The 23818-nt window shown below is 60.3% G+C and carries 19 protein-coding genes; 11 read left to right on the top strand and 8 right to left on the bottom strand.

Features of this window, described 5'->3' with window-relative positions:
• Positions 1–113 precede the first annotated feature (113 nt).
• From OEG84_RS00285 to OEG84_RS00270, 4 genes are all read right to left on the bottom strand, one after another.
• Entirely contained in the window at positions 114–869 is a 756-nt protein-coding gene (locus OEG84_RS00285) for an SDR family NAD(P)-dependent oxidoreductase (RefSeq protein WP_267651882.1), read from the bottom strand.
• Positions 866–2032: an acetyl-CoA acetyltransferase gene (locus tag OEG84_RS00280; protein ID WP_267651881.1), complete on the bottom strand. Its 1167-nt coding sequence runs from the start codon at positions 2030–2032 to the stop codon at positions 866–868. Before OEG84_RS00280 ends, OEG84_RS00285 begins: the two co-directional genes overlap by 4 nt.
• Positions 2033–2226: 194 nt before the next feature.
• Positions 2227–2649 (bottom strand): hypothetical protein, encoded by a 423-nt coding sequence (locus tag OEG84_RS00275; protein WP_267651880.1) that lies wholly within the window; start codon positions 2647–2649, stop codon positions 2227–2229.
• Positions 2650–3003: 354 nt separating this feature from the next.
• A complete protein-coding gene (locus tag OEG84_RS00270; protein WP_267651879.1) occupies positions 3004–3612 on the bottom strand; it encodes a glutathione S-transferase family protein in 609 nt (202 codons plus the stop codon).
• A gap of 613 nt (positions 3613–4225) precedes the next feature.
• Between OEG84_RS00270 and OEG84_RS00265 the strand changes: the two genes are divergently transcribed.
• Positions 4226–4915 carry a L,D-transpeptidase gene (locus tag OEG84_RS00265; RefSeq protein WP_324288158.1) on the top strand — a complete coding sequence of 230 codons (690 nt, stop codon included), beginning with the start codon at positions 4226–4228 and terminating at the stop codon, positions 4913–4915.
• Positions 4916–5009: 94 nt separating this feature from the next.
• Here the strand turns inward: OEG84_RS00265 and OEG84_RS00260 are convergent, their stop codons facing one another.
• Together OEG84_RS00260 and OEG84_RS00255 are read right to left on the bottom strand one after the other, a co-directional pair.
• Complete coding sequence (locus tag OEG84_RS00260; RefSeq protein WP_267651878.1) at positions 5010–5825, bottom strand: class I SAM-dependent methyltransferase; 816 nt, start codon at positions 5823–5825, stop codon at positions 5010–5012.
• Positions 5822–7210, bottom strand: a complete 1389-nt coding sequence (locus OEG84_RS00255; RefSeq protein WP_267651877.1) for a cytochrome P450 — start codon at positions 7208–7210, stop codon at positions 5822–5824. Before OEG84_RS00255 ends, OEG84_RS00260 begins: the two co-directional genes overlap by 4 nt.
• Before the next feature lie 217 nt (positions 7211–7427).
• Between OEG84_RS00255 and betI the strand changes: the two genes are divergently transcribed.
• From betI to OEG84_RS00220, 7 genes are all read left to right on the top strand, one after another.
• Complete coding sequence (gene betI, locus OEG84_RS00250) at positions 7428–8021, top strand: transcriptional regulator BetI (protein ID WP_267651876.1); 594 nt, start codon at positions 7428–7430, stop codon at positions 8019–8021.
• Positions 8018–9556: a choline-sulfatase gene (gene betC, locus OEG84_RS00245; RefSeq protein ID WP_267651875.1), complete on the top strand. Its 1539-nt coding sequence runs from the start codon at positions 8018–8020 to the stop codon at positions 9554–9556. Before betI ends, betC begins: the two co-directional genes overlap by 4 nt.
• 30 nt (positions 9557–9586) lie before the next feature.
• The gene (betB, locus tag OEG84_RS00240; protein ID WP_267651874.1) at positions 9587–11050 is read left to right on the top strand and encodes a betaine-aldehyde dehydrogenase; all 1464 of its coding nucleotides are present in this window, start codon (positions 9587–9589) and stop codon (positions 11048–11050) included.
• Positions 11051–11072: 22 nt separating this feature from the next.
• The gene (gene betA / locus OEG84_RS00235; RefSeq protein ID WP_425602804.1) at positions 11073–12749 is read left to right on the top strand and encodes a choline dehydrogenase; all 1677 of its coding nucleotides are present in this window, start codon (positions 11073–11075) and stop codon (positions 12747–12749) included.
• 572 nt (positions 12750–13321) lie between these two features.
• The gene (gene tnpC / locus OEG84_RS00230; RefSeq protein WP_267651873.1) at positions 13322–14599 is read left to right on the top strand and encodes an IS66 family transposase; all 1278 of its coding nucleotides are present in this window, start codon (positions 13322–13324) and stop codon (positions 14597–14599) included.
• A 350-nt stretch (positions 14600–14949) separates the two neighbouring features.
• Positions 14950–16314 carry a hypothetical protein gene (locus tag OEG84_RS00225; protein ID WP_267651872.1) on the top strand — a complete coding sequence of 455 codons (1365 nt, stop codon included), beginning with the start codon at positions 14950–14952 and terminating at the stop codon, positions 16312–16314.
• A 374-nt stretch (positions 16315–16688) separates the two neighbouring features.
• Positions 16689–17093: a DUF930 domain-containing protein gene (locus OEG84_RS00220; protein WP_267651871.1), complete on the top strand. Its 405-nt coding sequence runs from the start codon at positions 16689–16691 to the stop codon at positions 17091–17093.
• Between the two features lie 681 nt (positions 17094–17774).
• Here OEG84_RS00220 and cysQ read toward each other — a convergent pair.
• Positions 17775–18548 carry a 3'(2'),5'-bisphosphate nucleotidase CysQ gene (gene cysQ / locus OEG84_RS00215; RefSeq protein ID WP_425602883.1) on the bottom strand — a complete coding sequence of 258 codons (774 nt, stop codon included), beginning with the start codon at positions 18546–18548 and terminating at the stop codon, positions 17775–17777.
• Positions 18549–18822: 274 nt separating this feature from the next.
• Here cysQ and OEG84_RS00210 point away from each other — a divergent pair, with 274 nt between their 5' ends.
• Genes OEG84_RS00210 through cysN form a run of 3 tightly spaced genes read left to right on the top strand, consistent with a single transcriptional unit; the run spans position 18823 to position 22073 of the window.
• On the top strand, positions 18823–19653 hold the full coding sequence (locus tag OEG84_RS00210; protein ID WP_267651869.1) for a phosphoadenylyl-sulfate reductase: 831 nt from the start codon (positions 18823–18825) through the stop codon (positions 19651–19653).
• Between the two features lie 21 nt (positions 19654–19674).
• Positions 19675–20607, top strand: a complete 933-nt coding sequence (cysD, locus tag OEG84_RS00205) for a sulfate adenylyltransferase subunit CysD (protein ID WP_267651868.1) — start codon at positions 19675–19677, stop codon at positions 20605–20607.
• Entirely contained in the window at positions 20607–22073 is a 1467-nt protein-coding gene (gene cysN, locus OEG84_RS00200; RefSeq protein ID WP_267651867.1) for a sulfate adenylyltransferase subunit CysN, read from the top strand. The genes cysD and cysN overlap by 1 nt, the downstream gene beginning before the upstream one ends.
• A 161-nt stretch (positions 22074–22234) precedes the next feature.
• On the opposite strand, the gene OEG84_RS00195 is transcribed toward cysN, so the two are convergent.
• Positions 22235–23668 carry a catalase gene (locus tag OEG84_RS00195; RefSeq protein WP_324288157.1) on the bottom strand — a complete coding sequence of 478 codons (1434 nt, stop codon included), beginning with the start codon at positions 23666–23668 and terminating at the stop codon, positions 22235–22237.
• Between the last annotated feature and the right edge of the window lie 150 nt (positions 23669–23818).

Below are 23818 nucleotides of genomic sequence, written 5' to 3'. Positions count from 1 at the left end.
CCGACGCCGCAGGATCATGGAGGATAGGTGGGATTTTCCGAAACTGTCAAATTTTCGGGCTTGTCCGGTATTGCCATGAATTGACAGAAAACCGCTTTCGCGGGCTGTCTCGCTTACCGCCCGGCAATGATTCCCGAGGAGGAAAAGCCGCCATCGACGGTGAGCACATGGCCGTTGATGTAGCTTGCGGCGGGCGAAAGCAGGAACAGGATCGCGGCGGCGACTTCTTCGGGGCGACCATAGCGGCCCAGCGGGATCTTGGGGGCCCAGGCCTTGCGGTCGTCGGCGGTGTGCAGTTTCGAGATCAGCGGCGTATCGATCGGTCCGGGCGCCACCACATTGACGCGGACGCCGCTGGCGCCCCATTCATTGGCGAGCACCTGGCTCATCATGATGACGCCGGCCTTTGAGGCGCCATAGGCGACGCGACCCACATTGGCGCGTATGCCCGACACCGAGGCCAGATTGACGATAGACAGCGTGTCGCCCATCTGGTCGAGGCACGCACGGCACAATATGAAACTGCCGGTCAGGTTGACGTCGAGGATCTGGCGGAACAACTCCGCACTGGTCTTCTCGGCGGCCATATCGCGGGCGATACCGGCGCAATTGACCAGCCCGGTGACGGGGCCGAAGGTGTCCACGCCCTGCGACAGGCACTCGGCCACTTCCTCCTCGTCGGTGACATCACAGACCAGCGCCAGCACATCCTCGCCCGAGAGCCGGTCTTCGGCGCGGGCGACAGCGTCAGCGCTGGCGTCGAGAATGGTGACGGCGGCGCCGTCATCGATCAATGCCAGAACGGCGGCCTCGCCGATGCCGGATGCACCGCCAGTGACGATGATGTGGCCGGCGAGGCCAGAACTCACCGGATCCGCTCGAGGATGGAGACGTAATTGGCGACCGCGGCGCCGCCCATGTTGAAGATGCCCGCGAGCGTCGGATCCTTGACCTGGATGCCGCCGGCCTCGCCGGTCAGTTGCATCGAAGAAAGCACGTGCATGGAGACGCCGGTGGCGCCGATCGGGTGGCCCTTGGCTTTGAGACCGCCGGACGGATTGACCGGCAGGCGGCCGTCCTTCTGGGTTTCGCCGCTCATGGCAAAATCACCACCCTGCCCCGGCTTGGCCAGACCCATCGCCTCATACTCGATCAGTTCGGCAATGGTGAAGCAATCATGGGTCTCGACAAAGGAGAGATCGTCGAGCGAGATTTTCGAATTGGCGAAAGCCCGCTTCCAGCCCAGCGCGCAGCCTTCAAAGGAAAGAATGTCGCGCTTGGACATCGGCAGAAAGTCCTGCACGTGCTCGGCGGCGCGGAACAGGACCGCGCGCGGCGCCTGCATGGCGGTGTTGACATCAGACAGCACCACCGCTGCGGCGCCATCGGAAACCAGCGAACAGTCGGTGCGCTTGAGCGGACCGGCGACATAGGGGTTCTTGTCGCTTTCGGTGCGGCAGAACTCGAAGCCCAGATCCTTGCGCATCTGCGCCCAGGGATTATCGACGCCATTCTTGTGGTTCTTGGCAGCAATCGCCGCCAGACCATCGGACTGGTCGCCATATTTCTGGAAATAGCCGTCGGCGATCTTGCCGAACACGCCGGCAAAGCCGGCCGGCGTTTCGCCGTCTTCGGGCAGGTACGAGGCCTTGAGCAGATTGGCGCCAATCTGCGGGCCCGGCGTCGTCGTCATCTGCTCGACACCGACCACCAGCACCCGGCGGGCAGCACCGGCGCGAATGGCCTTGATGCCCTGATGGACGGCAGCGGAACCGGTGGCGCAGGCGTTTTCAACGCGGGTGGCGGGCTTGAAGCGGAAATCATCATCGGCCTGCAGCACCAGGCTGGCGGTGAAATCCTGGGCCGAGAAGCCGGCATTGAAATGGCCAAGGTAAATCTCGTCGATGTCGGAGGCTTCGAGCCCGGCATGTTCGATGGCTTCACGCGCCACTTTGGTGACAAGACTTTCAACAGTCTCGTCAGCGTGTTTGCCAAAGGGCGTGTGGGCCCAGCCGATGATGCAAGCGGTCATATTGATACTCTCCGGGAATCTCGAAATGGTGCCGCGCATTTTGAGCGTGCGCGCCGCATTGTAAAGAGCCGCAGAGATTTCAAGCGATTTGAAAAAGATTTTATATCGCACACGGACCGTCGCGCACCACAGCAGCCTTACCAGCGGCCGTACGTCAAACTGACCGGTAACCGGAGATCAGGCGCCCGATCAGGTCAATCAACGTATCCTTCCAGACCATACAATGCCGGCCGAATTTCCTCGAGAAGCGCGAAGGGATCCTGCAGGGACGCGACAACATCGACGAAAACGGTCGGCAGGTCGTTAAGGAAACGGATATGCAGCATGTCATCTTTCCGCGCGACGACAGCGCAAGCGATGCGCAACTGCTTGTCACCGATGCTGATGTAGAAATGATCCGGAATATCGCGGCGACGTGATGTGGCGAGTAACCCGCCCTCGGAGATATTGAAGACACGCAATTGTGCCTTGTCGATCTGGCGCACTCCCTTGAGCATGAAAAGGATGTTGATCAGGACGTTGCAGTCACGCCGTTCCCATTTCCGATCCTGCTGTTCAAGAGCCATTCTGGTCAGGTAATTGGATGCATTTTTCTGTGCGGCATTCTGAATAGGCATCGAAAAGTCCTTCAACCAGTCCCGCCAATATCTCATGGCGCGAGAGCAAGCAGCATTGTGCAGGCACATCGCCTGTTTGAGCTGCCAAGATCTGAAATCGTTGCGGCCCCCCGCACGGCTTCAGCTTCAGGACCCAACGCCGCAGCGTGCATAAGGTTGCGTTCACGCCTGGCGAACTGGTTGAAACATCGGTCAATCGAAGGGTGGGCCGAGCATGCCCACCCTAACAAATTGTTTTATCGAGGCTTTCCTTGTTAAGCATCACTTAACCATCCAGGTTGGTTAGAGCGGCCAGAAGCCTCGGGAACAGGCCACCGAGGTCCGGCAGATCACGTGGTCCGTGACATATGCAGGCTATGCAGTCATATGGGCCGCATCAAAATCCATGATCCGCTGATCTGCCGGCCGCGCCTGGCAGCGGGCGATCCAGTCCTTGATCGATGCCACGTCGGGCGTGGCTTCGGGGAACCAGACATAGGGCGAGACCAGCAGCAAATCGGCCGCCGAGAATGCCTCGCCCAGCAGATAGGGCGTTTTCGACAGTTGCGCCGAGAGCCGGGCGACAACTTCGGGAACGCCGCGAAAGGTGGCGTCGAGAAAGGGATGGGAGATGCCTGCTGCAGCACAAACGATCACCGGTTCGACAACGTCGCCATACCAGGCGAGCCAACTCAAATAAGTGCCGCGGTCGGCCGCACCGACAACACGACCAAGACCGGCATCAGGAAACAGGTCAGTCAAGTAGAGGATGATGGCGCTGGTTTCCCAGATCGCCACTCCATCATGGACCAGAAGCGGCACCTTGCCTTCGGGATGCGGATTGGCCGGGTCGGCACCGCCGGAACCATCGTTGCGCGCAATACTGACGATGCGGATCTCGACCTGATCGAGAACACCGAGTTCGTCGAGCAAGCGGACGATGCGGGAGGAACGCGAACGAGGGGAATGGTAAAGCGTGAGCATGGCGGATCTCCTGATTGGATTGTTGGCGATGAGCGCCATGTAGCAAAGACATGCTGTCAGCATTCGTCAGCAATGACTCAGCCCAGTCGCCGGTTGTTGGCAAAGGGCGGGGGCAATAGTCGGCAGGCACGCACGGCTGCATCTTCTCACCAATTATTGATTGGACTGCGGCAAACGTGTCTGGAATTAGCCACAGTTGCCGGTAAGTAGTCCGGCATGTCCATGTACCGCCTTCTTTTTCTGTGTTTGCTTGCCGTCACGCTTGGCTTGACGGGGCCCTTGACGCGTGGGCTTTCGTCCCAGGCTGTGGCTTCGTCGAACGCGGTAGAAGCAGCGCGGACTGCGGGCACGTCTGATGCCAAAACCAATACATCCAGCCGCTGCCAGCGTGGCGCCATCGCCTGGTCAGGCTGCTGGTTTCATGCACTGCCGCTGCCGGCAGTGGGCCAATTGGCACATCTCTCCTCCGGCAGAACGCTTGACGTTGCCTCGGACGGCACCCGCGGTGAATTGCGGGCAAGCCGAATTTTCAGGCCTCCGCGCCTGAGCTGACCTAAAACCCGCGCCTGTCCGCCGACAGGCCCGCTTGCTTCAGCTTCAAAGGACCAATTCCATGATTACCCGACGCCTATTCCTCGGCGCAGCCTCGCTGGCCGCGCTTTCGGGCTGCACCACGATTTCCAGCCGCGAGACCTCCAACGCCGAACCGATCAAACCGCGCGCGCGCGTCATGCCAGCCGCCTATGGTCCGGTTCTGGACGAACCCTTCCCGATCGAAGCCGTGCCGGCAGGCGTGGTGCCGGAACGCTTCTGGCGCCAGCGCGTGGACAATCCGTTCCGCAATGAAAAGCCGGGCACGCTGATTGTCGACCCGGGTACGTTTTACCTGCACCTGGTTGAAGAAGGCGGCACCGCCATGCGCTACGGCATCGGCGTTGGCCGGCAGGGCTTTTCCTGGTCCGGTGACGCGGTGGTGCAGTACAAACGCAAATGGCCACGCTGGAAGGCGCCCGACGACATGGTCGCGCGCAATCCATCGTTGATCCCTTATTCGGTCGCCAATGGCGGAATGGATCCGGGGCCGCTCAACCCGCTCGGCGCCCGGGCCCTCTATCTGTTCCAGAATGGCGAAGATACGCTCTACCGGATTCACGGCAACCCCGAAGCCGATTCAATCGGCAAAGCGGTCTCCTCAGGCTGCATCCGGCTGCTCAATCAGGACATCATCGATCTTCATGGCCGGGTCAAAAACCGCGCCAAGGTGATTGTCGTTCCCGCCAGCGGCCCGGCATCCGTGGCCTGACAGGGTCGTACGGTTCGGGCGGCCCGTCGCCGTGCGCCAAATCGAGCGCACGGCACGGCGGTCTTTCTGGCCGGGCGCGTCCGGGATCGGGCGATCAGGAAGGTTTGCGCGCCGAAACCAGCAGGTATTTCTTGCAGGTCAGCCCGAAATAGCCGGCGATCAGTTTTCCGACGAGCCCCGTTCCGATTGCGCGTGACAACTTCATCCGTCCGGCACGGTATTCGGACCCCGCCCAGCGGGAGAGATTGCGGCGAAACCCGCCAAGACAATCACTGGTAGCGTCAACCACCTCGTTGTCGATAAATCCGGCGGCCGCAATGCGGGCCCGATAGGCCATGATGTTGGGGACGAGATTGGCGCGCGGGACCTGGGCGGCATTCGACACAAAAGCGGGGATCGGGCGAAACAGGATATCCGACAGCATCAACGCCCCACCCGGCTTGAGCACCCGGTAAGCTTCCCGGAGAAACTTCTCCCGGGTGTCGAAGTGGAAGGCTGCCTCGACACAGATGATGGCATCGAAATGATTATCTGGAAAACCGAGTTCGGTGGCGTTCATGACGCGGAGATCGCACTCCGGCACACGGACACGGGCATCGGCGATCTGTGCGTCTGAAATATTGATCGCTGTGATCGTGTCGGGCGAAAAACTCAACGTCAGCCGTTTGGTTGACGCGCCAAGGCCGCAGGCGACATCGAGAAGTCGAGCCGGTTTGCCGACGATTCCGGCTGCCAGCCGGTCAACAAGCGCTTCGCTTGCTTCGCGCTGCGAGGTCGCCCCCAATGCCCAATAACCAAAATTGAAAAAACCGCTATTGTCATAATAACGGCGCTGATAGCTGCCGCGCATGGTGCGGTCATAGACCCGGACCATGCGTTCGCGTGGTGTCATCCTGCTGTTGTTGCTCATGCGGGCGTTTCCAGTTGAACAAGGTGCCGGGCCGGACCGGACAGCGGTGTGAAGCTGCGCGGCGCAGATTTCTCACGCAGCACGATCGGCAACGCGGGGTGCGGCGTCAAGGTGATGGTGGTTCGGTAACCAATGGCGGCCTGCGGCGCGAGTTCAATCCGGTAGGAAGAGAGGATTGCGGCAAGCGCGATCTTGGTCATCTGGTTGCCGAAGGCGACACCGGGGCACATCCGCACGCCGGCGCCGAAAACGGGGTACTGAAACGGTGCGGGATCGAGTGCTTGCCAGCGCTCCGGCATGAACCGCTCGGGCTCGCTGTAAAGTTCGGGAGTACGGTTGATCAACCAGGCGCTGATCATCACGCGCGTGCCGGCGGGGATCTGCGCACCGCCAAGCCGGGTATCGACAAGCGAACGGCGGAATTGCAACGGCACCGGCGGAAACAGCCGCATCCCTTCTCTTACGACACCTTCGAGAAGCGGGAGACTGTCGATCTTGTCCATCGTCGGCAGCGAACCTGCCAACGCCCCGTCGATTTCATCTGTAAGTCGGGCCGCAATTTCGGGATGTTGGGTGAGCAGCAGAAGCGTCCAGGCAAGTGCATTCTGGGCGGTATCGTAGGCTGCACCAAAGGTGAAATTCAGAATACCGCCGATAATTCTCTTGTCGGGCGGGTTGCCGTTTTCATCCATGTTGTTGACGAGAACCGAGAATATATCCTTGGGATTGAGCTCGCCGCGCTTGTGCTCAGCCCATTCATTGATCGCGCGTTCCAGCCTGGGGGCTGTGCGCAGCCATTTGATGTAGGCGCGACCGGGAAGCGGCCAGGCGGCGGCCACGCAGTCTCCGATCATGGCGGCGACCGGAAGCGCACGCTCGCGATCGCCGCCAAACAGCAACCCAATGGCCTGATCCTGCATCAACGCGCTGATTGCGGGCATAAGGTCGACAGCCAAATTGCGCGGCCAGGAGGCCACGCGGCTCATTGCCAGCGCCGCCATTTTCGGGCTCATGCTGCTGACTGCCGGCTTGCTTACAGTGAGCGCGACCAGACGGCGATAATGGGCGTGCTGAGGACCGCGCAAGCGTGTGAAACCCGTGGCGAGGCGGGAAGCGGCAGTGTTTTTAAAGCTGCGCATGCTGACATTGACGGCGCGCCAGACTTCCGCATTTGACGCGATGGTCCGGTACAGGCCAGAGTCGGCAACAAGCGGCAGAAGCTGCGGTTCGGCACTGCGCGAATGCGGGTACTGCAGGATGACATAGGGACCATTTTCGCCATGCAGCCGCCGCGTGGCAGCGAGCGGGTCGGCGAGAATGCCGGCGAAAGCCGACAGCGAGCGCAAGCGTCCAAAACGAAACGGAATTGTTGCGACATTGTTCATGATGCCAGGCACCCCCCGATTGCCCGTGCCGATCCAATGCGACCATTCCAACGTATCGCGGGTTTGGGGCGTTTTGCAAGACGGCCTGCCGGGAAGAACAGGGACCGAGGATCGAGGGTCACCAGATTTTTATTGATTGATCAGTCAATCAAAATTACACTGCCGCCTCACCGCCTGCCGAAAAAATCTACCCAACCAGTCCGCCGGAGCCCCTTTGATGCCCAAAATCGGTATGGAACCCATCCGCCGCAAGGCGCTGACAAATGCCGCGATCGAGGCCATCGGCGCGCGCGGCTCGATGGATGTGACGATGTCGGAGATTGCCGGGCGGGCGGGGGTTTCGCCGGCTTTGGCGCATCATTATTTCGGCTCCAAGGAACGGCTGATCAGCGATTCAGTCCGGGCGCTGCTCAGCGATCTGCGGGGCGACGCCATCAACGCGCTCAAGGCTGCGAAAAGTGACCGCGCACGGGTATCGGCGCTTATCGCGGTGAGCTTTTCAGACAAGCAGTTTTCCGCCGAGGTGGTGGCGGCATGGCTGGCGTTTTACGTTGACGCCCAGCGCGCGCCGGAAATCCGGCGACTGCTGTCGGTCTACGCCCGACGGCTGCATTCCAACCTGATGAGCGGGCTGGCGCCACTTGCCGGCGCGTATGAAGCCGAACGCATTGCCGAAGGGGCAGCAGCGATGATCGACGGGCTTTACATCCGCAAGGCGCTTGGCACCGGCCCTGCCCGCCATGACGCGGTGGCGCTGGTCGAAGACCACATCGAAACGCATTTGCTGGAAATTCGCGGAAGAACGCTATGACGGAGACCGAGACCCGGCGTCCCAACATCCTGATCCTGATGGTCGACCAGCTCAACGGGACGCTGTTTCCGGATGGCCCGGCAGATTTCCTGCACACGCCCAACCTGAAAAAGCTGGCCGAGCGCTCGGTGCGGTTTTCCCAAAATTACACCGCCTCGCCTTTGTGCGCGCCGGGCCGGGCATCGTTCATGTCGGGGCAATTGCCGCGCCGGACACGGGTCTATGACAACGCCGCCGAATTTGCGTCCGACATTCCCACTTACGCGCATCACCTCAGGCGCGCCGGCTATTACACCTGCCTGTCGGGCAAGATGCATTTCGTCGGACCTGACCAGATGCACGGGTTTGAAGAACGGCTGACCACCGACATCTATCCGGCCGATTTCGGCTGGACGCCGGATTACCGCAAGCCCGGCGAGCGGATCGACTGGTGGTATCACAATCTCGGCTCGGTCACCGGCGCAGGCGTGGCGGAAACCTCCAACCAGATGGAATATGATGACGAGGTGGCATTCTTCGCCACCCAGAAGCTGCACCAGCTGGCGCGGACCAGCGACGACCCCGCCTCGTCGCCCTGGGCGCTGACGGTGTCGTTCACGCATCCGCATGATCCCTATGTGGCGCGGAAGCAATTCTGGGATCTTTACGAGGATTGCCCCGAGCTCACGCCGCGCGTGCCTCCGATCCCCTATTCAGAGATGGATCAGCATTCGCAGCGTCTCTACAACGCCAATGACTCCGAGCGCTTCGACATCACCGAGGACAATGTTAGGCGCTCGCGCCAGGCCTATTTCGCCAATATCTCTTATCTCGACGACAAGATCGGCGGGATTCTGGCCACGCTTGAAGCCACCCGCATGACGGACAACACCATCGTGGTGTTCTGCTCCGACCATGGCGACATGCTGGGCGAACGCGGCATGTGGTTCAAGATGAGCTTTTTCGAAGGCTCGGCACGGGTGCCGCTGATGATCGCGGTGCCGGGCGAGAATGGGCGGCTGGTCAGCGAGCCTACTTCCAATCTCGACATCAACCCGACACTGGCCGATCTCGCCGGCGTATCGCTTGCCGAGGTCGCACCATGGACCGATGGCGAAAGCCTGACGCCCGCCATGGCTGGCGAGACGCGCACAGCGCCAGTGCTGATGGAATATGCGGCCGAAGGCTCGGAAGCGCCGCTGGTGGCGATCCGTGACGGTAAATTCAAGTTCATCCATTGCGAGCTCGATCAGCCACAATTGTTCGATCTCGACGCCGATCCCGATGAGCGCATCAACCTGGCAAACAACCCGGCGCATACCGAGTTGGTTGCCCGCTTCATGGCGCAGGTGCGGGCCAAATGGGACATGGCGCGCTACGACGCCGAAGTGCGCGAAAGCCAGGCGCGGCGCTGGGTGGTCTACGAGGCGCTGAGGAACGGCGACTACTATCCGTGGGATTTCCAGCCGCTGCAAAAGGCCTCCGAGCGCTACATGCGCAACCACATGGACCTCAACATTTTAGAAGAATCGAAAAGATTTCCGCGCGGCGAATAGGCCCGGCCCGGACACCAATGGAGACATGACATGAAAGCACAACCAGCTGCCTCCCATCACATTGCCGGCACCTATGTCGAAGACGATGCCGGTGCGGTGATCGAAAGCATCTATCCTGCCACCGGTGAACTCAACGCCCGACTTTATTCGGCAACGCCAGCCATCGTCGAGCAGGCCGTGGCCGCCGCCAAAGCCGCGCAACCGGCCTGGGCGGCGCTGAAGGGCGTCGAACGCGGCCGCATCCTGCTGCGCACCGCCGAGATCCTGCGTGCCCGCAACGAAGAAATCTCGCGGGTGGAAACGCTCGACACCGGCAAGGCCATCCAGGAAACGCTTGTGGCCGACGCCGCATCGGCTGCCGATGCGCTTGAATATTTCGGCGGACTGGCGGGTGCAATTACCGGCGAGCATGTCGATCTGGGCGGTGACTTTGTCTACACCCGCCGGGAAGCGTTGGGCGTCTGTGCAGGCATCGGCGCCTGGAACTATCCAATCCAGATTGCGGCCTGGAAATCCGCGCCGGCGCTTGCCTGCGGCAATGCCTTCATCTTCAAGCCCTCCGAGATGACGCCGCTGACAGCACTGCTGCTTGCCGAAGCCTTCAAGGATGCGGGCCTGCCAGCCGGCATTTTCAATGTGGTTCAGGGCTATGGCGATGTCGGCGCGGCACTCGCCAGCCATCCCGATATCGCCAAGGTGTCGCTGACCGGCTCGGTGCCGACCGGCGCCAAGGTGCTGGCGGCGGCAGCGCCGACCATCAAGTCGGTGACCATGGAACTGGGCGGCAAATCGCCGATCCTGGTGTTTGACGACGCCAACATGGAAGACGCCATCGGCGGGGCGATGCTCGGCAATTTCTATTCCACCGGGCAGATCTGCTCGAACGGCACACGGGTATTCGTGCAACGCGGCATGCATGACCGGTTCCTCGAGCGGTTGAGAGAGCGCACCGAGGCGATCCGCATCGGCGATCCGCTCGATCCCGAGACCCATCTGGGGCCGATGGTCTCGATCGCGCAGCGCGACAAGGTGCTTGGCTATATCGAGAGCGGCAAACGCGAAGGCGCGCGGCTAGTCACCGGCGGTGGCGTGCCGGAGCTCCAGGGCTTCGAGAATGGCGCCTGGATTCAGCCCACAGTGTTTGCCGATGTCAGCGACGATATGGCCATTGCTCGGGAAGAAATATTCGGTCCGGTGATGAGCGTGCTCGCCTTTGACGACGAGGAAGAGGCGCTCAGCCGCGCCAACGACACGCAGTTCGGTCTGGCCGCCGGCGTGTTCACCGCCGATCTGACGCGGGCACATCGTGTTGTCGCCAAACTCGAGGCCGGCACCACCTGGATCAACACCTATAACCTGACCCCGGTTGAGGCGCCGTTCGGCGGCGTCAAGCAATCGGGCATCGGGCGCGAGAATTCGCGCGCAGCGATCGAGCATTACACCCGCCTCAAGAGCGTCTACGTGGCCACCGGGCCTGTCGACAGCCCCTATTGAGCACGGACCGAGGATAACCATCATGCAAGCAGATTTCGTCATCATCGGCGCCGGTTCGGCAGGCTCCGCCATGGCTGCGCGGTTAAGCGAGGACGGCAAGCACTCGGTGATTGTCATCGAGCATGGCGGCTCGGATTTCGGCCCCTTCATCCAGATGCCGGCGGCGCTTTCCTATCCAATGAACATGGGGCTCTACGACTGGGGTTACACCACCGAACCGGAACCCAATCTGGGTAACCGCCGACTCGCAGCACCACGTGGCAAGGTGATCGGCGGCTCGTCCTCGATCAACGGCATGGTGTTCGTCCGCGGCCACGCCGGCGATTTCAACCATTGGGCCGACCAGGGAGCCACAGGCTGGTCGTTTGCCGATGTGCTGCCCTATTTCAAACGCATGGAAACCTCGCACCAGAACGGCGGCATCGGCGGCGAAGAGGGCTGGCGCGGTACCGACGGGCCGCTGCATGTGCAGCGTGGACCGGCCGAAAATCCGCTGTTTGCGGCGTTCATCGAAGCCGGCCGCCAGGCAGGATACGGAGTGACCGACGACTATAACGGTTCCCGTCAGGAAGGCTTCGGGCTGATGGAGCAGACCATCCACAAGGGTCAGCGCTGGTCGACGGCCGAAGCCTATCTCAAGCCCGCGCTGAAACGCAAAAACGTCAGCCTCGTCAGGGCTCTGGCGCGGCGGGTTGTCATCAAGAATCAACGCGCCACCGGGGTCGAGATCGAGCGCGGCGGCACGATGGAGACCATCAGCGCCAAGCGCGAGGTGATCATCGCCGCTTCCGCCTTCAACTCGCCCAAGCTGTTGATGCTGTCGGGCATCGGCCCGGGGGCCCATCTGGCGGAACATGGTATCGACGTGATTGCCGACCGGCCCGGCGTGGGTGCCAATCTGCAGGACCATCTGGAAGTCTATATCCAGCAGGAATGCATCCAGCCGATCACGCTCTATTCCAAGCTCAACCTGTTCTCCAAGGCGATCATCGGCGCGCAATGGCTGTTCCTCAGGCGCGGGCTCGGCACCTCCAACCAGTTCGAGGCCTGCGGTTTCATTCGCTCTGAAGCGGGTGTGCCCTACCCCGATATCCAGTTCCATTTTCTGCCCGGCGCGATCCGCTATGACGGCAAGGCAGCCGCACCGATGCACGGTTTTCAGGCCCATGTCGGGCCGATGCGCTCGGCCTCGCGCGGCGATGTTCGGCTGCGCTCGGGCGACGCCAAGGCGGCCCCGGTGATCCGCTTCAACTACATGAGCCATGCCGAAGACTGGCAGGAGTTTCGCAGAGCTGTGCGGATTACCCGCGAGGTGTTCGCGCAAGCGGCGTTCGATCCCTATCGCGGAATGGAAATCCAGCCGGGCGCAGATGTCCAGAGCGATGACGAACTCGACGGCTTCATCCGCGAGCACGCCGAAAGCGCCTACCATCCCTGCGGTACCTGCCGGATGGGTCGGGCCGACGACGCCACCGCCGTGGTCGATCCGGAAACCCGGGTGATCGGCGTCGACGGGTTGAGGGTGGCCGACTCGTCGATCTTCCCGCGGGTGACCAATGGCAATCTCAACGGTCCGTCGATCATGACCGGCGAGAAGGCTGCCGACCACATTCTCGGCCGCACGCCGTTGCCGCCGAGCAATCTCGAGCCCTGGACCAATCCGGACTGGCGCGAGACCGACCGGCTGCAACCGGCCTGAGACAAGGCTTCCCCGCGGCGGCAGCACCTGAACGGGCGGGCCTTCCGAGGCCTACCGGTCGCGGAATTTACATGGTGTCGCCGGCGCGACCTGACAATGGCGACCGGGCACGCGCGATGACGCGGGGTGCGGCTGCCATTTCCGGGTCCCGCGGCCGAATCCGCGAGCCCACCGCGCGGGCTCCATCCGGCCTGATTGCGGTCAGAGATTCGTCCGGAGGACGGCAGATCGGGCTCACGCCGCGCGCCTCCGGTAGCCGCGCGCACCCCAAACTCGCCATTTAGTTGTGTTTTTATATGTAGCACCCATAAGGCGATTTTTACAAACAATTTCAATATACTTAGCTATAAGTATAGACCGCTTAAACAACAAAATCTGGCGTGTATGTGATTGAATACGCAGTGCTTATCGTCAATTTTTATTTGACTTTAACCGTTTTCGGATGATTTAATATAAACATCGAAACCAGAGTATCGAAACTTCTATTCGTATTCACCGCGCAATATCGGTGGACTGTTTGTGTAATTACCCACCCCCTTGCCATGCACCACAATGTCTGAATCCATGATGATATGGATCGGACTGATTTGCAGCAGCTGAGCAAGGACGAATTGATCGAGATGGTGCTTCGGCTCCAACGGCCTTCCAAGGATTCTCGGACGTCTTCCAAGCCGCCCTCGACGGACAAGAAAGAGAAACGCGTCAACTCACGACCGGGTGGAGCCAAGCCCGGGCATGAACCCCACAATAGGGTGCTGGCGGATTTTGCCGACATGTTTCGCGATCATGAACCGACCGCCTGCAAGAGATGCGGCCATGCGTTTTCCGGTGATGATACGATGGTGCTGGCCGGGGCCTATGACGAGATCGATATTCCTGCGATCCGTCCTCATGTCACCCGGCATCGGCGTTTTTCCTGTCATTGCCCGCAATGCGGCACGACAACAAAAGCCACCGCACCTGCCGTGGCAACCGCAACGCCGTTCGGGCCAGGCATTCACGCGCTGGCGATCTACCTCAAGAGTTTCCATGCATTGTCTTACGAACGCCTGAGCGGTGTGTTCATGGATATCTTCGGCCTTAATGTGAGCGAGGGCGCGATCATGAACATGTTTTCCCGCTCCCGTCCGAGCTTCCAGGCCACAGCACAGGCCGCCAAGGCCAGCCTTCGAGCCGCCCGCGTTGTCGCCAGCGACGAAACCGGTGTGCGTATCGAGGGCACAAATGCCCAACACTGGGTTTTTCATTGCAAGGATGCTGTTGTCCACCAGCCCGATTACTCCCGTGCAGCACGGGTCGTTCACGAGACCATGGGCGGCCATGTCCCCGAGGTATGGATATCTGATCGGTATTCAGCCCAGCAATCTCACGGCCATCGACATCAAACCTGCCTTGCACATTTGGCGCGTGATACAGCCTTTGCGCTGGAACATGGCGAGGATGATCTCCCTCTTCGCTTCCAGCTTTGGTTTGGCCGTGTGTTTGATTTCGCCAGAGCCATAAGCACATTCGCTGCGTCTACCGTCGCAAGCAAGAAGCGCAAATTCGATAAACAGCTTGCCGGGCTTCTATGCGCCCCGACTTCGTGCGACCTGGCCCAAAAGCTCCAGGCCAAGATCGGGCGGGCCCGCGATCAGCTGCTGACGTTTTGCGACTATCCCGGAGAAGTCGATGTCACCAACAACACATCTGAGCGAAAGCTCCGTCCATGGGTCATTCAGCGAAAGGTGACAAACGGATATCGCGCCATGTGGGCCGCCCAAGCCGAGGCGGATGTACGCACGACCATCGACACCGCCCGCCTCAAAGGCGCAAACCCCTTCCAGGTCATCGCATCCGTCCTGGCATAGGCCGGTAGAAGAACCGGAAATCACGAATTCGGGGGTGGGTAATTACCTGTTTGTCCGCGTGTATTTGCTCGATCTGCAAATACCAGACGCATCCAATCGGATGCGATGGATACTTCGTGACCTATACGCGAAAATGAACGTCTCAATACCAGAATAATATTTGACTACTCCTTCCAAGGCTCCCATTCCCTCTCTGAATCTCTGATTCAGGGCAATGCAACTCTGTGTTCAATTTCACATGAAAGGAGTCATTACCGAGAACATCTCCAGTCTGAATCATATCTTCCGCCGATCTTCGGTTCGGCTGTCTTGCAATGTGAATATTCAACTTCAACAGGTGAGGACTCGTTATGCGCAAAGTACTGATCAACACCCCTGAACTCGAAAAAGCGGCAAGGGAATACGAAAACATCCATCCGATGGCCTTGTCGAGTGAACACCCGCTGACAACGGCCAAGCTTGCCGATGTCAACGACAAGTCGTGGAACCATCTGTATGGCGCTATGGTTGACGGGTTGAACATCTCGCCCGACAATTTCCAGCTGATCTATCCCTTCACCACTTGGGATTGGCCGATTGTGCCCGCCGGCTATACCAGTGCCGCGCAATGGGACTTCTGCTCCGCGGTGCCGCAATACAGCGCAACCGGGCAATACACCTCGGCCGGCACCGCATTCAACGATACCTATGGCCAGATGCTCAATGTGGTGAGTGCTGCGACAACCGACCCGAAGCTGAAAGCCGACATCGAACAGGCCCGCAACATGTTGCAGCTTGCTGCCAACAATTACGATACGATCTACAGGCAGGCGACTGATGCCTACAAGACCGAGACCGGCGGAACCAACACACCGCCCTTTACCGAATGGCTGGGAAGCATGGGCGGCCGCTCTTGGCAGGCGCAGCTGGATTCGGCCTGGCAGAACGTGCAGGCACAACAAAACGTCTACAATCAACTGCTGTCGGAAACCACGACGCCGGGGCTGAAGGACGCCCAGGACCGCAACGGCAACAAGGACTATTACACCAAACTGCAGGACCCTACCCTGTCGGCCTTTCCGCCGGTGCCCGGATACGCGCTCTCGATGGATGCAACGACCTGGCTCAACAAGGTCCAATCCGGCACCGGCGGCAGCACCGGATCGATCGGGTTTTCGAATTCGCAAGCGCAGTATGACTACAAGAAGACCTGGGCCGGCGGCAGCGCCTCGATCGACAAGTTCTTCTGGAGCGTCAATGTCGGCGGCTCCTGGGAGCGGGTCGACGAGTTCGCCTCCGACGCTTCCCTGAAGGTCGATGTCAGCTTCAAGGCGTGGGACCAGGTCTCGATCCAGGCGGCTCCCTGGTACAATGGCGGGTTTGTCAGAAGCGTTCAGAACGGTCCGTTCATTCGCGGCTTCTCGCCCTATGGCGACAGCGGCTCGAAGGCTGTCTGGGGGCCGGACGGCATCATGTCGGTGCAGAAGGTAGGTATGCTGGTCTGCTACAAGCCTTCGTTCACGATTACTGTCAGCCAGTCGACCTTCCAGGCCTTTTCCAGGAAGTGGGAGGTCTCGGCCGGCCTGCGCATCGGCCCATTCAACTTCAGCGGCGGTGGCGGCAGTTCGTCGTCGGGCTGGAAGGCGGATTCGGCGACCAAGACATTCTCCGGGGAATCCACCGCTGAAACAGCGCTGATCATGGGCGCCAATATCAACCTGATCAATCCGAAATAGCCGGTCCCGAATGGCCGGGGAAGCACGACCGCCTCCCCGGCCTCAGTATTTCGCGTCCCGATCGGGGCCGCGCGACTCCCCAAAACAAACAGGTGTCAAACCAAGATCGTTGTTGTCAGCAAGACGGGGCAGCGGTTACCGGTTTCAGCTTTACCTCAAACTCAGCTGGGTATTTTTCGCCTACCTTTTACGGCAGCCATATGATTGAAATTGCGAGCGCCAAGCACGTCACCTCCGAATCCTGGCACAAGCGCACCAGAATCGCCACATTTTCGAAAGAAAGAGGCGGAGACACCCGGGCAGTAACAAGTGCCAAATCGCAGGTTATGTCAGGCACAGACAGAAAGCTTCGAGCGTATTGAGGAGAGTTGTAATTGCGCCTTTTCTATTCGGCAATTGCCATATTTATCATGTTGATGGGGTTCGGGATTCCGACTGCTTCAGCTCTCGACAATGGTCGGATTGATCAGCAGCTTCTCAAGCTTGACCCCAAGACAAGGCTGGAACAAACCTGCGACACGGAAGTGATGTTTGCGATCAATCGCTCGGAGAATGCCTACAACGTCGACAAGGTTATCGCCTACACGTTTGAAGATACCATCATGGGCAAGAACCAGATCAAGGCGCCAGGCGCTGCGTTTCGAAGCCGTGGCAAATGGTCTCGACTGTCTTATAGCTGCGCGACCGGACCGCGACACCTCAACGCGCGCACGCTCCATTACAAGATCGGCTCTGAAATTCCGCGCGATCAATGGCGTGACTACAATCTTTACGACTGAGCCGACAAACGAACAGGCCATGCTCCGGGGAGCACCAGCCCCCTTGCTGCACCTGAGACAACAATCACGCCTTTGCCTGACAATCAGCATCTAGGTTTGAGTTAGCGGAATAATCCGGTTGTATTTACGGTTGTCACTGGGTTTGAAATGTCGATCCGGGTTCGGTTCCATCTTTGCGATCAACTTGACCATGTCTTCCTTGAGAGGCTTGTCAAATTCGACACCAATGATGAAAGATCTGACGCGGCGAACCTTGCCGGCGCGGTGCGTGTTGACCCAGGGTATGTAGACCCGGCACTTCTCATCTATAATTTCATTTAGGGAACTTTCGGAATCACTTGTCTTCATAGTGCTCCAAGGAGTTCTTTCATTTGAAAAAAGACAACCTGTCGTAGATATGTTTACGATTGAACCTGTCAGGGCAATGTACAATTTTCTTCCATTGAATGTTAACTCAATGATTCCCGGACAATTGGCGTCATATCGAACATTTGAACTTCGATTGTATTCGCTCTTTGATCTTTTATCCAGGACGTCAACATTCGAATTCACATCAACTCTCCGACCCCAATACAAAGGAGAGTTTCAACTTAGGTTATGCGCATGAAAAAAGCATGAATTGCGCAAGGGCGTGAATCTTCTTCAGTCATTCGCACAGAGCCCCTCGTTTGCAGTGAGGGCTCAGGCGCCGGGGGCGCGCCCCCAACCGACGAAGCGCGAGCAGCCGAAATCGGCGCCCTCGACGCCATAACGCAGCGGCGCTCCATCAAGCGACAGTGTCGAACCACCGGCCGCCCTGAGCACGGCGTCGCCGGCGGCGATGTCCCATTGCTTGAGGCAGACCAGCCGCGGATAGACATCGGCGCGACCTTCGGCCAGCAGGCAGAATTTGAGCGAGGAGCCAACATGGGCGGTCTCGTGCTCGGGCAAGTGCTTGAGCCAATCCTCGGTTTCGGGTTCCTTGTGGGTAACGCTGACCAGCGCTACCGGCATCTTCGGGCTCGCCCTTGTGTAAATTCTCCGACGGCCGCTGATCTCGCCATCTAGGGATACGTCAGCCACTTCGGCCTGACCGGTAAAGCCGCTCCAGATCCGGCCCAGTGCCGGTGCATAGACCACGCCTGCCACCGGAGCGTGATCGCTCACCAGGGCTATGTTGACGGTGAACTCATTGCGTCCGGCGATAAAATCGCCAGTGCCATCGAGTGCGTCGACCAGAAAGAACATCTCCTGGGCGTAGCTCGGGCATTGGCCGGCCTCGGCCAGTTCCTCAGCAACCACCGGCACATGCGGATAGGTTCTGGCGAGAAAATCGAGGATCAGCTGTTCGGCGCGACGGTCGGCTTCTGTAACCGGGGTGCGATCGGATTTGACCATCACCGTGGCGCCCTTGGCGCGTACCGAGAGTATCTCCTTGCCGGCGGCGATGGCTGCCATTTCCAGCGCCGCGATCAACGCTCGGCCAGGATCAGATAAGGGGTCGGCAGGATCAGGCGCGCCCATCGGCGTGCTCCGCTATGCTTGTTGATCTTCCCTTCTGGCGTTGCATGTTTGGCAGGTCCGGTCAATGGACACTACGACGCAGCCAGCGCGACATTCGGTCAGATTTTGTCACAACACCCCGCTGACGCAGAACAGCAGACCTGAACCACGCCGACAAACAGACGATGATGCCTCGTCTTGACCGGCGCGGTGGGCAAAGATTGCAGTCACAATCGGAGCCTGCATCATGACCCTGCATCAATCGCCGCCTACTCCCCACCCGGCTGATAGTACGACCAGAGGTTCGGCTGCGGGCGCGGAATTCGGTCCCGCGCTCGCCGCTCAGCTTGACCGGGAACTTGCCGCGCTGACGCTGTCGCAACGGATCTCGCGCATTGCCGCCTCGGGCCGCGCGGTGTTTACCACCTCGCTCGGGCTCGAGGATCAGGTGCTGACCTCGGTGATTGCCGCGACCGATGCCGCGGTGCGGATTGTCACGCTTGATACCGGGCGGCTGTTTGCCGAGACGGTGGCGCTGATTAGCGAGACCGAGGCGCGCTACGGGCTGAGCATCGAGGTGTTTCACCCCTGGAAGGAAGACATCGCCGGCTTCGTCGCGCTTTACGGGATGAACGGCTTTTACGACAGCGTCGAGGCGCGGCATGCATGCTGCCATGCCCGCAAGATCGTGCCGCTGGGCCGAGCGCTGGAAAATGCCGATATCTGGGTCACCGGCCTGAGACGAGGCCAGTCGGGCAACCGCGCCAATGCGCCGCTGGCCGAATGGGACGCCGACCGCTCGCTGATCAAAGTCAACCCTTTGGCCGACCAGACGCTGGAGATGCTGAAAGCGCAGGCCGCCGCCGACGCTGTGCCGGTCAACCCGCTGCATGCGAAAGGCTTTCCCTCGATCGGCTGCGAGCCCTGCACCCGCGCCATCAAGCCGGGCGAGCCGGAACGCGCCGGGCGCTGGTGGTGGGAACAGGACGAGCGCCGCGAATGCGGGCTGCACCTGTCGGCTTCCGTTTCCGGCTCGCGCGCCAAGGGCCAGCCCAAACTCTCGGCCTCGGCCTCGTAAGACCATTTGAAGGAAATTTTGATGAACGTGATTGAACACGGGCGCGGCAAGCCGCCGCTGGACCCGCATCTCAAGGCGCTGGAAAACGAGGCGATCCACATCTTTCGCGAGGTGGCGGCAGAGTTCGAGCGCCCGGTGATGCTCTACTCGATCGGCAAGGATTCCTCGGTGCTGTTGCACCTGGCGCTGAAGGCCTTCCACCCCGGCAAGCTGCCGTTTCCGCTGGTCCATATCGATACCGGCTGGAAATTTCCGGAAATGATCACCTTTCGCGATCAGGTGGCGGCCAAGTACGGGCTGGATCTGATCACTCACACCAATCCCGATGGATTGCGCGAAAAGGTTACCCCTTTCAGCCACGGTTCGGCGCGCTACACCGACATCATGAAGACCCAGGCGTTGAAACAGGCGCTCGACATGGGCCGCTATGATGCGGCCTTTGGCGGTGCGCGGCGCGACGAGGAAGCCTCCCGCGCCAAGGAGCGGATCTACTCGTTCCGCACCCCCGATCATGCCTGGGACCCGCGCAACCAGCGGCCCGAACTCTGGTCGATCTACAACGGCATGGTTCACTCGGGCGAAAGCGTGCGGGCGTTTCCGCTGTCGAACTGGACCGAGGTCGACATCTGGCGCTACATCCAGGCCGAGCAGATCGAGCTGGTGCCGCTCTATTTCGCCGAGCGCCGCAAGGTGGTTGAGCGCGACGGCATGCTGATCCTGGCCGAGGACAAGCGGCTGGAACTTTTACCCGAAGAACAGGTGCGCGAGGAACTGGTGCGGTTCCGCACATTGGGCTGCTTTCCGCTGACCGGCGCGGTGCGTTCCGCGGCAACAACGCTTGACGAGGTGATTGCCGAACTGGAGATCGCCACGGTGTCGGAACGACAGGGCAGAGCCATTGACCGCGACCAGTCCGGATCAATGGAAAAGAAAAAGCGCGAAGGATATTTCTGATGAGTTCTCAATTGCTTCCGCGGCTTGCCCAAGAAGATGAATCAACTGACGCCCTGTCCGGCCCTCAAACCGTCACGCGACAGGCGCGGCCCTTGCGCTTCATCACATGCGGCTCGGTCGACGACGGCAAATCGACGTTGATCGGCCGGCTGCTGTGGGACACCAAGGCGGTCAAGGAAGACCAGGCGGCAACGCTCAGGCGCGATTCCACCGGCCAGCACAACGAACTCGGCCTGCCCGATTTCGCACGGCTGCTCGATGGCCTCCAGGCCGAGCGCGAACAGGGCATCACCATCGATGTCGCCTACCGCTATTTTGCCACCGACCGGCGCTCATTCATCGTCGCCGACACGCCCGGGCATGTGCAGTACACCCGCAACATGGCGACCGGTGCCTCGACCGCCGATCTGGCGGTACTGCTGGTCGATGCCCGCGCCGGCATTCTGGAACAGACAAGGCGTCACGCCACCATTGCCGCGCTGATGGGGATCCGGCAATTCGTGCTGGCGGTCAACAAGATCGATCTCGCGCATTACGACGAGGCCGGGTTCCAGGCGATCGCCCGCGAGTTCCGCGAGATCGCGTTGTCGCTCGGCGTGCGCCAGATCACGGCAATTCCGGTGTCTGCGCTGAAGGGCGAAAACATCGTGCTGCGCGGCGATGACGTGATGCCCTGGTATTCAGGCCCGACGCTGGTGGAAACGCTGGAGAAGGCCACCCAGCGCACCGGACAGAGCACCGGGTTCCGGCTGCCGGTGCAGCGGGTATCGCGGCCTGGCGAAGGCTTTCGCGGCTATCAGGGCACGGTCGCCGGTGGCTCGATCAAGCCCGGCGACAGCGTCGTGGTGCTGCCCTCGGGCGTCGAGGCCAATGTCAAGGCGATCGTTACCTATGATCTGGTGCGCAACGCGGCGGTGAGCGGCGACGCCATCACCCTGGTGCTCGACCGCCCGGTCGACATTTCGCGCGGCGACATGATCGCGGCAATCGACCAGCGGCCGCAGACCGGCCGAGCGTTCACCGCCCGACTGGTGGCGCTGTCACCCGACGGCATCGTACCCGGCAAGCGCTACTGGCTGAAGGCCGGGTCGCGACGTCAGCGGGTGATGGTGCGGCCAGTCTCCGCGCTCGATCTGGCAACCGGCAACTGGGATGACGCGGCAGTACTGGCGCTCAACGGGATCGGCGTGGTGGAGCTCGATTTCGAGGAAGACGCGATCTTCGATGCCTATGAAACCAACCGCGAAACCGGCGCCTTCATTCTGATCGATCCCGATACGCTCAATACGGTGGCTGGCGGCATGATCGACAGCAGGCGCAGCCGCTCTGGCCGTTTCGACGCCCTGCCCGACGCCGACCGCGCCAGTATCACCCTGCCCGCACGGCTGATCGAGGCATTTCTGAAAACCGAATTCGCCCGCGCGCATGTCGGCGAAATCCGGGTGACAAGGGGCGAGAAGGAGTAAGCTCGGCGTTCGATTGGTGTGCTGGCGATCGGATCGCCGACAATCGCGGTTACGGTTACGACTGCGCCGCGCAACCAAGTGATTGCGCGGCGCGGTATTGGTCTGATTCATTAAATGCAGACGGTCGTTCAAATGAACTCATTTGAACGACCGTGCATATATCAGGCGGCGGAACCGGCCCGGACACGTTCCTCGATCCGGCGACCGACATCCGCATCGACACTCTTCCAGTAATCGAACGCCCGCTCAAGCACCGGAGACCGCACGCCGCCAAGCAGGGCACCGCTTACCGTTTCAACCAGTTTTGAACGCTGATCGTCATTAAAGACTTCGCGGACCAGAATACCCGGCTGGGTGAAATCATCATCCTCGGCACGCAGCGTGTAGGCGCTGCGAACCATTTCGCCGTCCGTTTCCCACCCATCTTCAACCGGGCCGGTCTCGTCCGCCCAACTGCGGCCGCCGCTGTTGGGCGCATAGACCGGTGCATTGCCGCTATGCTCATAGGCCATCTGGCCGTCGAACATGTAGGTGTTGACCGCCACCTTCGGGCGGTTGACCGGCAACTGGTGGAAGTTGGTGCCGATCCGGTTGCGCTGCGCATCATTATAGGCAAAGGCGCGGCCAAGCAGCATCTTGTCGGGCGACAGGCCAATTCCCGGCACGGTATTGCCCGGCGAGAAAGCAGCCTGTTCGATTTGCGCGAAGAAATTCTCCGGGTTGCGGTTGAGTGTCATGGTGCCGACTTCGATCAAAGGATAGTCGGCATGAGGCCAGGTCTTGGTCAGATCGAACGGGTTGATGCGATAGGTCTTGGCCTCGGCATAGGGCATGACCTGGACCGACATAGTCCAGACGGGATGTTCACCGCGCGCGATCGCATCAAACAAGTCGCGGCGATGGAAATCGGCGTCAGCACCGGCCATTGCAGCGGCTTCCGCATTGGAGAAAAACTCCATGCCCTGATGGGTGTGGAAATGGTACTTCACCCAGAATTTTTCGCCCTTGGCATTGATCCACATATAGGTGTGGGAGCCGTAGCCATTCATGTTGCGCCAAGTCCGCGGCAGGCCGCGCTGCCCCATCAGATAGGTCACCTGGTGCGCCGATTCCGGGTTGTTGGTCCAGAAGTCCCATTGCATGTGGTTGTCGCGCAGGCCTGAGTCAGGAAGGCGCTTCTGGCTGCGGATGAAGTGCGGAAACTTCATCGCGTCGCGAATGAAAAAGATCGGCGTGTTGTTTCCGACCAGATCATAGTTGCCTTCGTCGGTATAAAACTTGAGCGAGAAACCACGAACATCCCGCCAGGTGTCGGGGCTGCCGGATTCCCCAGCCACGGTGGAAAACCGCGCCAGCATATCCGTGGATGCACCCTTCTGGAACAAGGCAGCCTTGGTGTAGGCAGAAACGTCCGCAGTCGTCTTGAACACGCCGAAGGCACCCGAACCCTTGGCATGAGGTTGACGCTCCGGAACCTTTTCGCGGTTGAAATGCGCCATCTGTTCAAGAAAATGTACGTCGTGCAGCACGATCGGACCATCGGGGCCGATGGTGAGCGAATTGCGATCGCTCGCCGCCGGAGCGCCGGTGCTCATCGTTGATCCAGTGCCGTGCTTCTTGTCCATATCAGTCATGTCTCTTCTCTCGCTGGGCTTTACAGTCCGCATCGTCCACCGGGTATCTCCAGTTGCAATGCTCCTTTCTCAGGATAGGCCTTCCTTCAGCGGTTGCCAAGGCAACCGCCT

The sequence above is a fragment of the Hoeflea algicola genome, from assembly GCF_026619415.1.
Lineage (GTDB): Bacteria > Pseudomonadota > Alphaproteobacteria > Rhizobiales > Rhizobiaceae > Hoeflea > Hoeflea algicola.
Note: the sequence above shows the minus strand (reverse complement) of the source record. Positions and strands in the feature narration are given on the sequence as shown.

Bases quoted from the DNA above. Each gene is read 5' to 3' on its own strand.
- cysD (WP_267651868.1), top strand. From the start codon at position 19,675: ATGAACGTGATTGAACACGGGCGCGGCAAGCCGCCGCTGGACCCGCAT.
- OEG84_RS00265 (WP_324288158.1), top strand. From the start codon at position 4,226: ATGATTACCCGACGCCTATTCCTCGGCGCAGCCTCGCTGGCCGCGCTT.
- betB (WP_267651874.1), top strand. From the start codon at position 9,587: ATGAAAGCACAACCAGCTGCCTCCCATCACATTGCCGGCACCTATGTC.
- betI (WP_267651876.1), top strand. From the start codon at position 7,428: ATGCCCAAAATCGGTATGGAACCCATCCGCCGCAAGGCGCTGACAAAT.
- betC (WP_267651875.1), top strand. From the start codon at position 8,018: ATGACGGAGACCGAGACCCGGCGTCCCAACATCCTGATCCTGATGGTC.
- OEG84_RS00210 (WP_267651869.1), top strand. From the start codon at position 18,823: ATGACCCTGCATCAATCGCCGCCTACTCCCCACCCGGCTGATAGTACG.
- OEG84_RS00225 (WP_267651872.1), top strand. From the start codon at position 14,950: ATGCGCAAAGTACTGATCAACACCCCTGAACTCGAAAAAGCGGCAAGG.
- OEG84_RS00260 (WP_267651878.1), bottom strand. From the start codon at position 5,825: ATGAGCAACAACAGCAGGATGACACCACGCGAACGCATGGTCCGGGTC.
- OEG84_RS00255 (WP_267651877.1), bottom strand. From the start codon at position 7,210: ATGAACAATGTCGCAACAATTCCGTTTCGTTTTGGACGCTTGCGCTCG.
- OEG84_RS00270 (WP_267651879.1), bottom strand. From the start codon at position 3,612: ATGCTCACGCTTTACCATTCCCCTCGTTCGCGTTCCTCCCGCATCGTC.
- cysN (WP_267651867.1), top strand. From the start codon at position 20,607: ATGAGTTCTCAATTGCTTCCGCGGCTTGCCCAAGAAGATGAATCAACT.
- tnpC (WP_267651873.1), top strand. From the start codon at position 13,322: ATGGATCGGACTGATTTGCAGCAGCTGAGCAAGGACGAATTGATCGAG.
- betA (WP_425602804.1), top strand. From the start codon at position 11,073: ATGCAAGCAGATTTCGTCATCATCGGCGCCGGTTCGGCAGGCTCCGCC.
- OEG84_RS00280 (WP_267651881.1), bottom strand. From the start codon at position 2,032: ATGACCGCTTGCATCATCGGCTGGGCCCACACGCCCTTTGGCAAACAC.
- OEG84_RS00195 (WP_324288157.1), bottom strand. From the start codon at position 23,668: ATGAGCACCGGCGCTCCGGCGGCGAGCGATCGCAATTCGCTCACCATC.
- OEG84_RS00275 (WP_267651880.1), bottom strand. From the start codon at position 2,649: ATGCCTATTCAGAATGCCGCACAGAAAAATGCATCCAATTACCTGACC.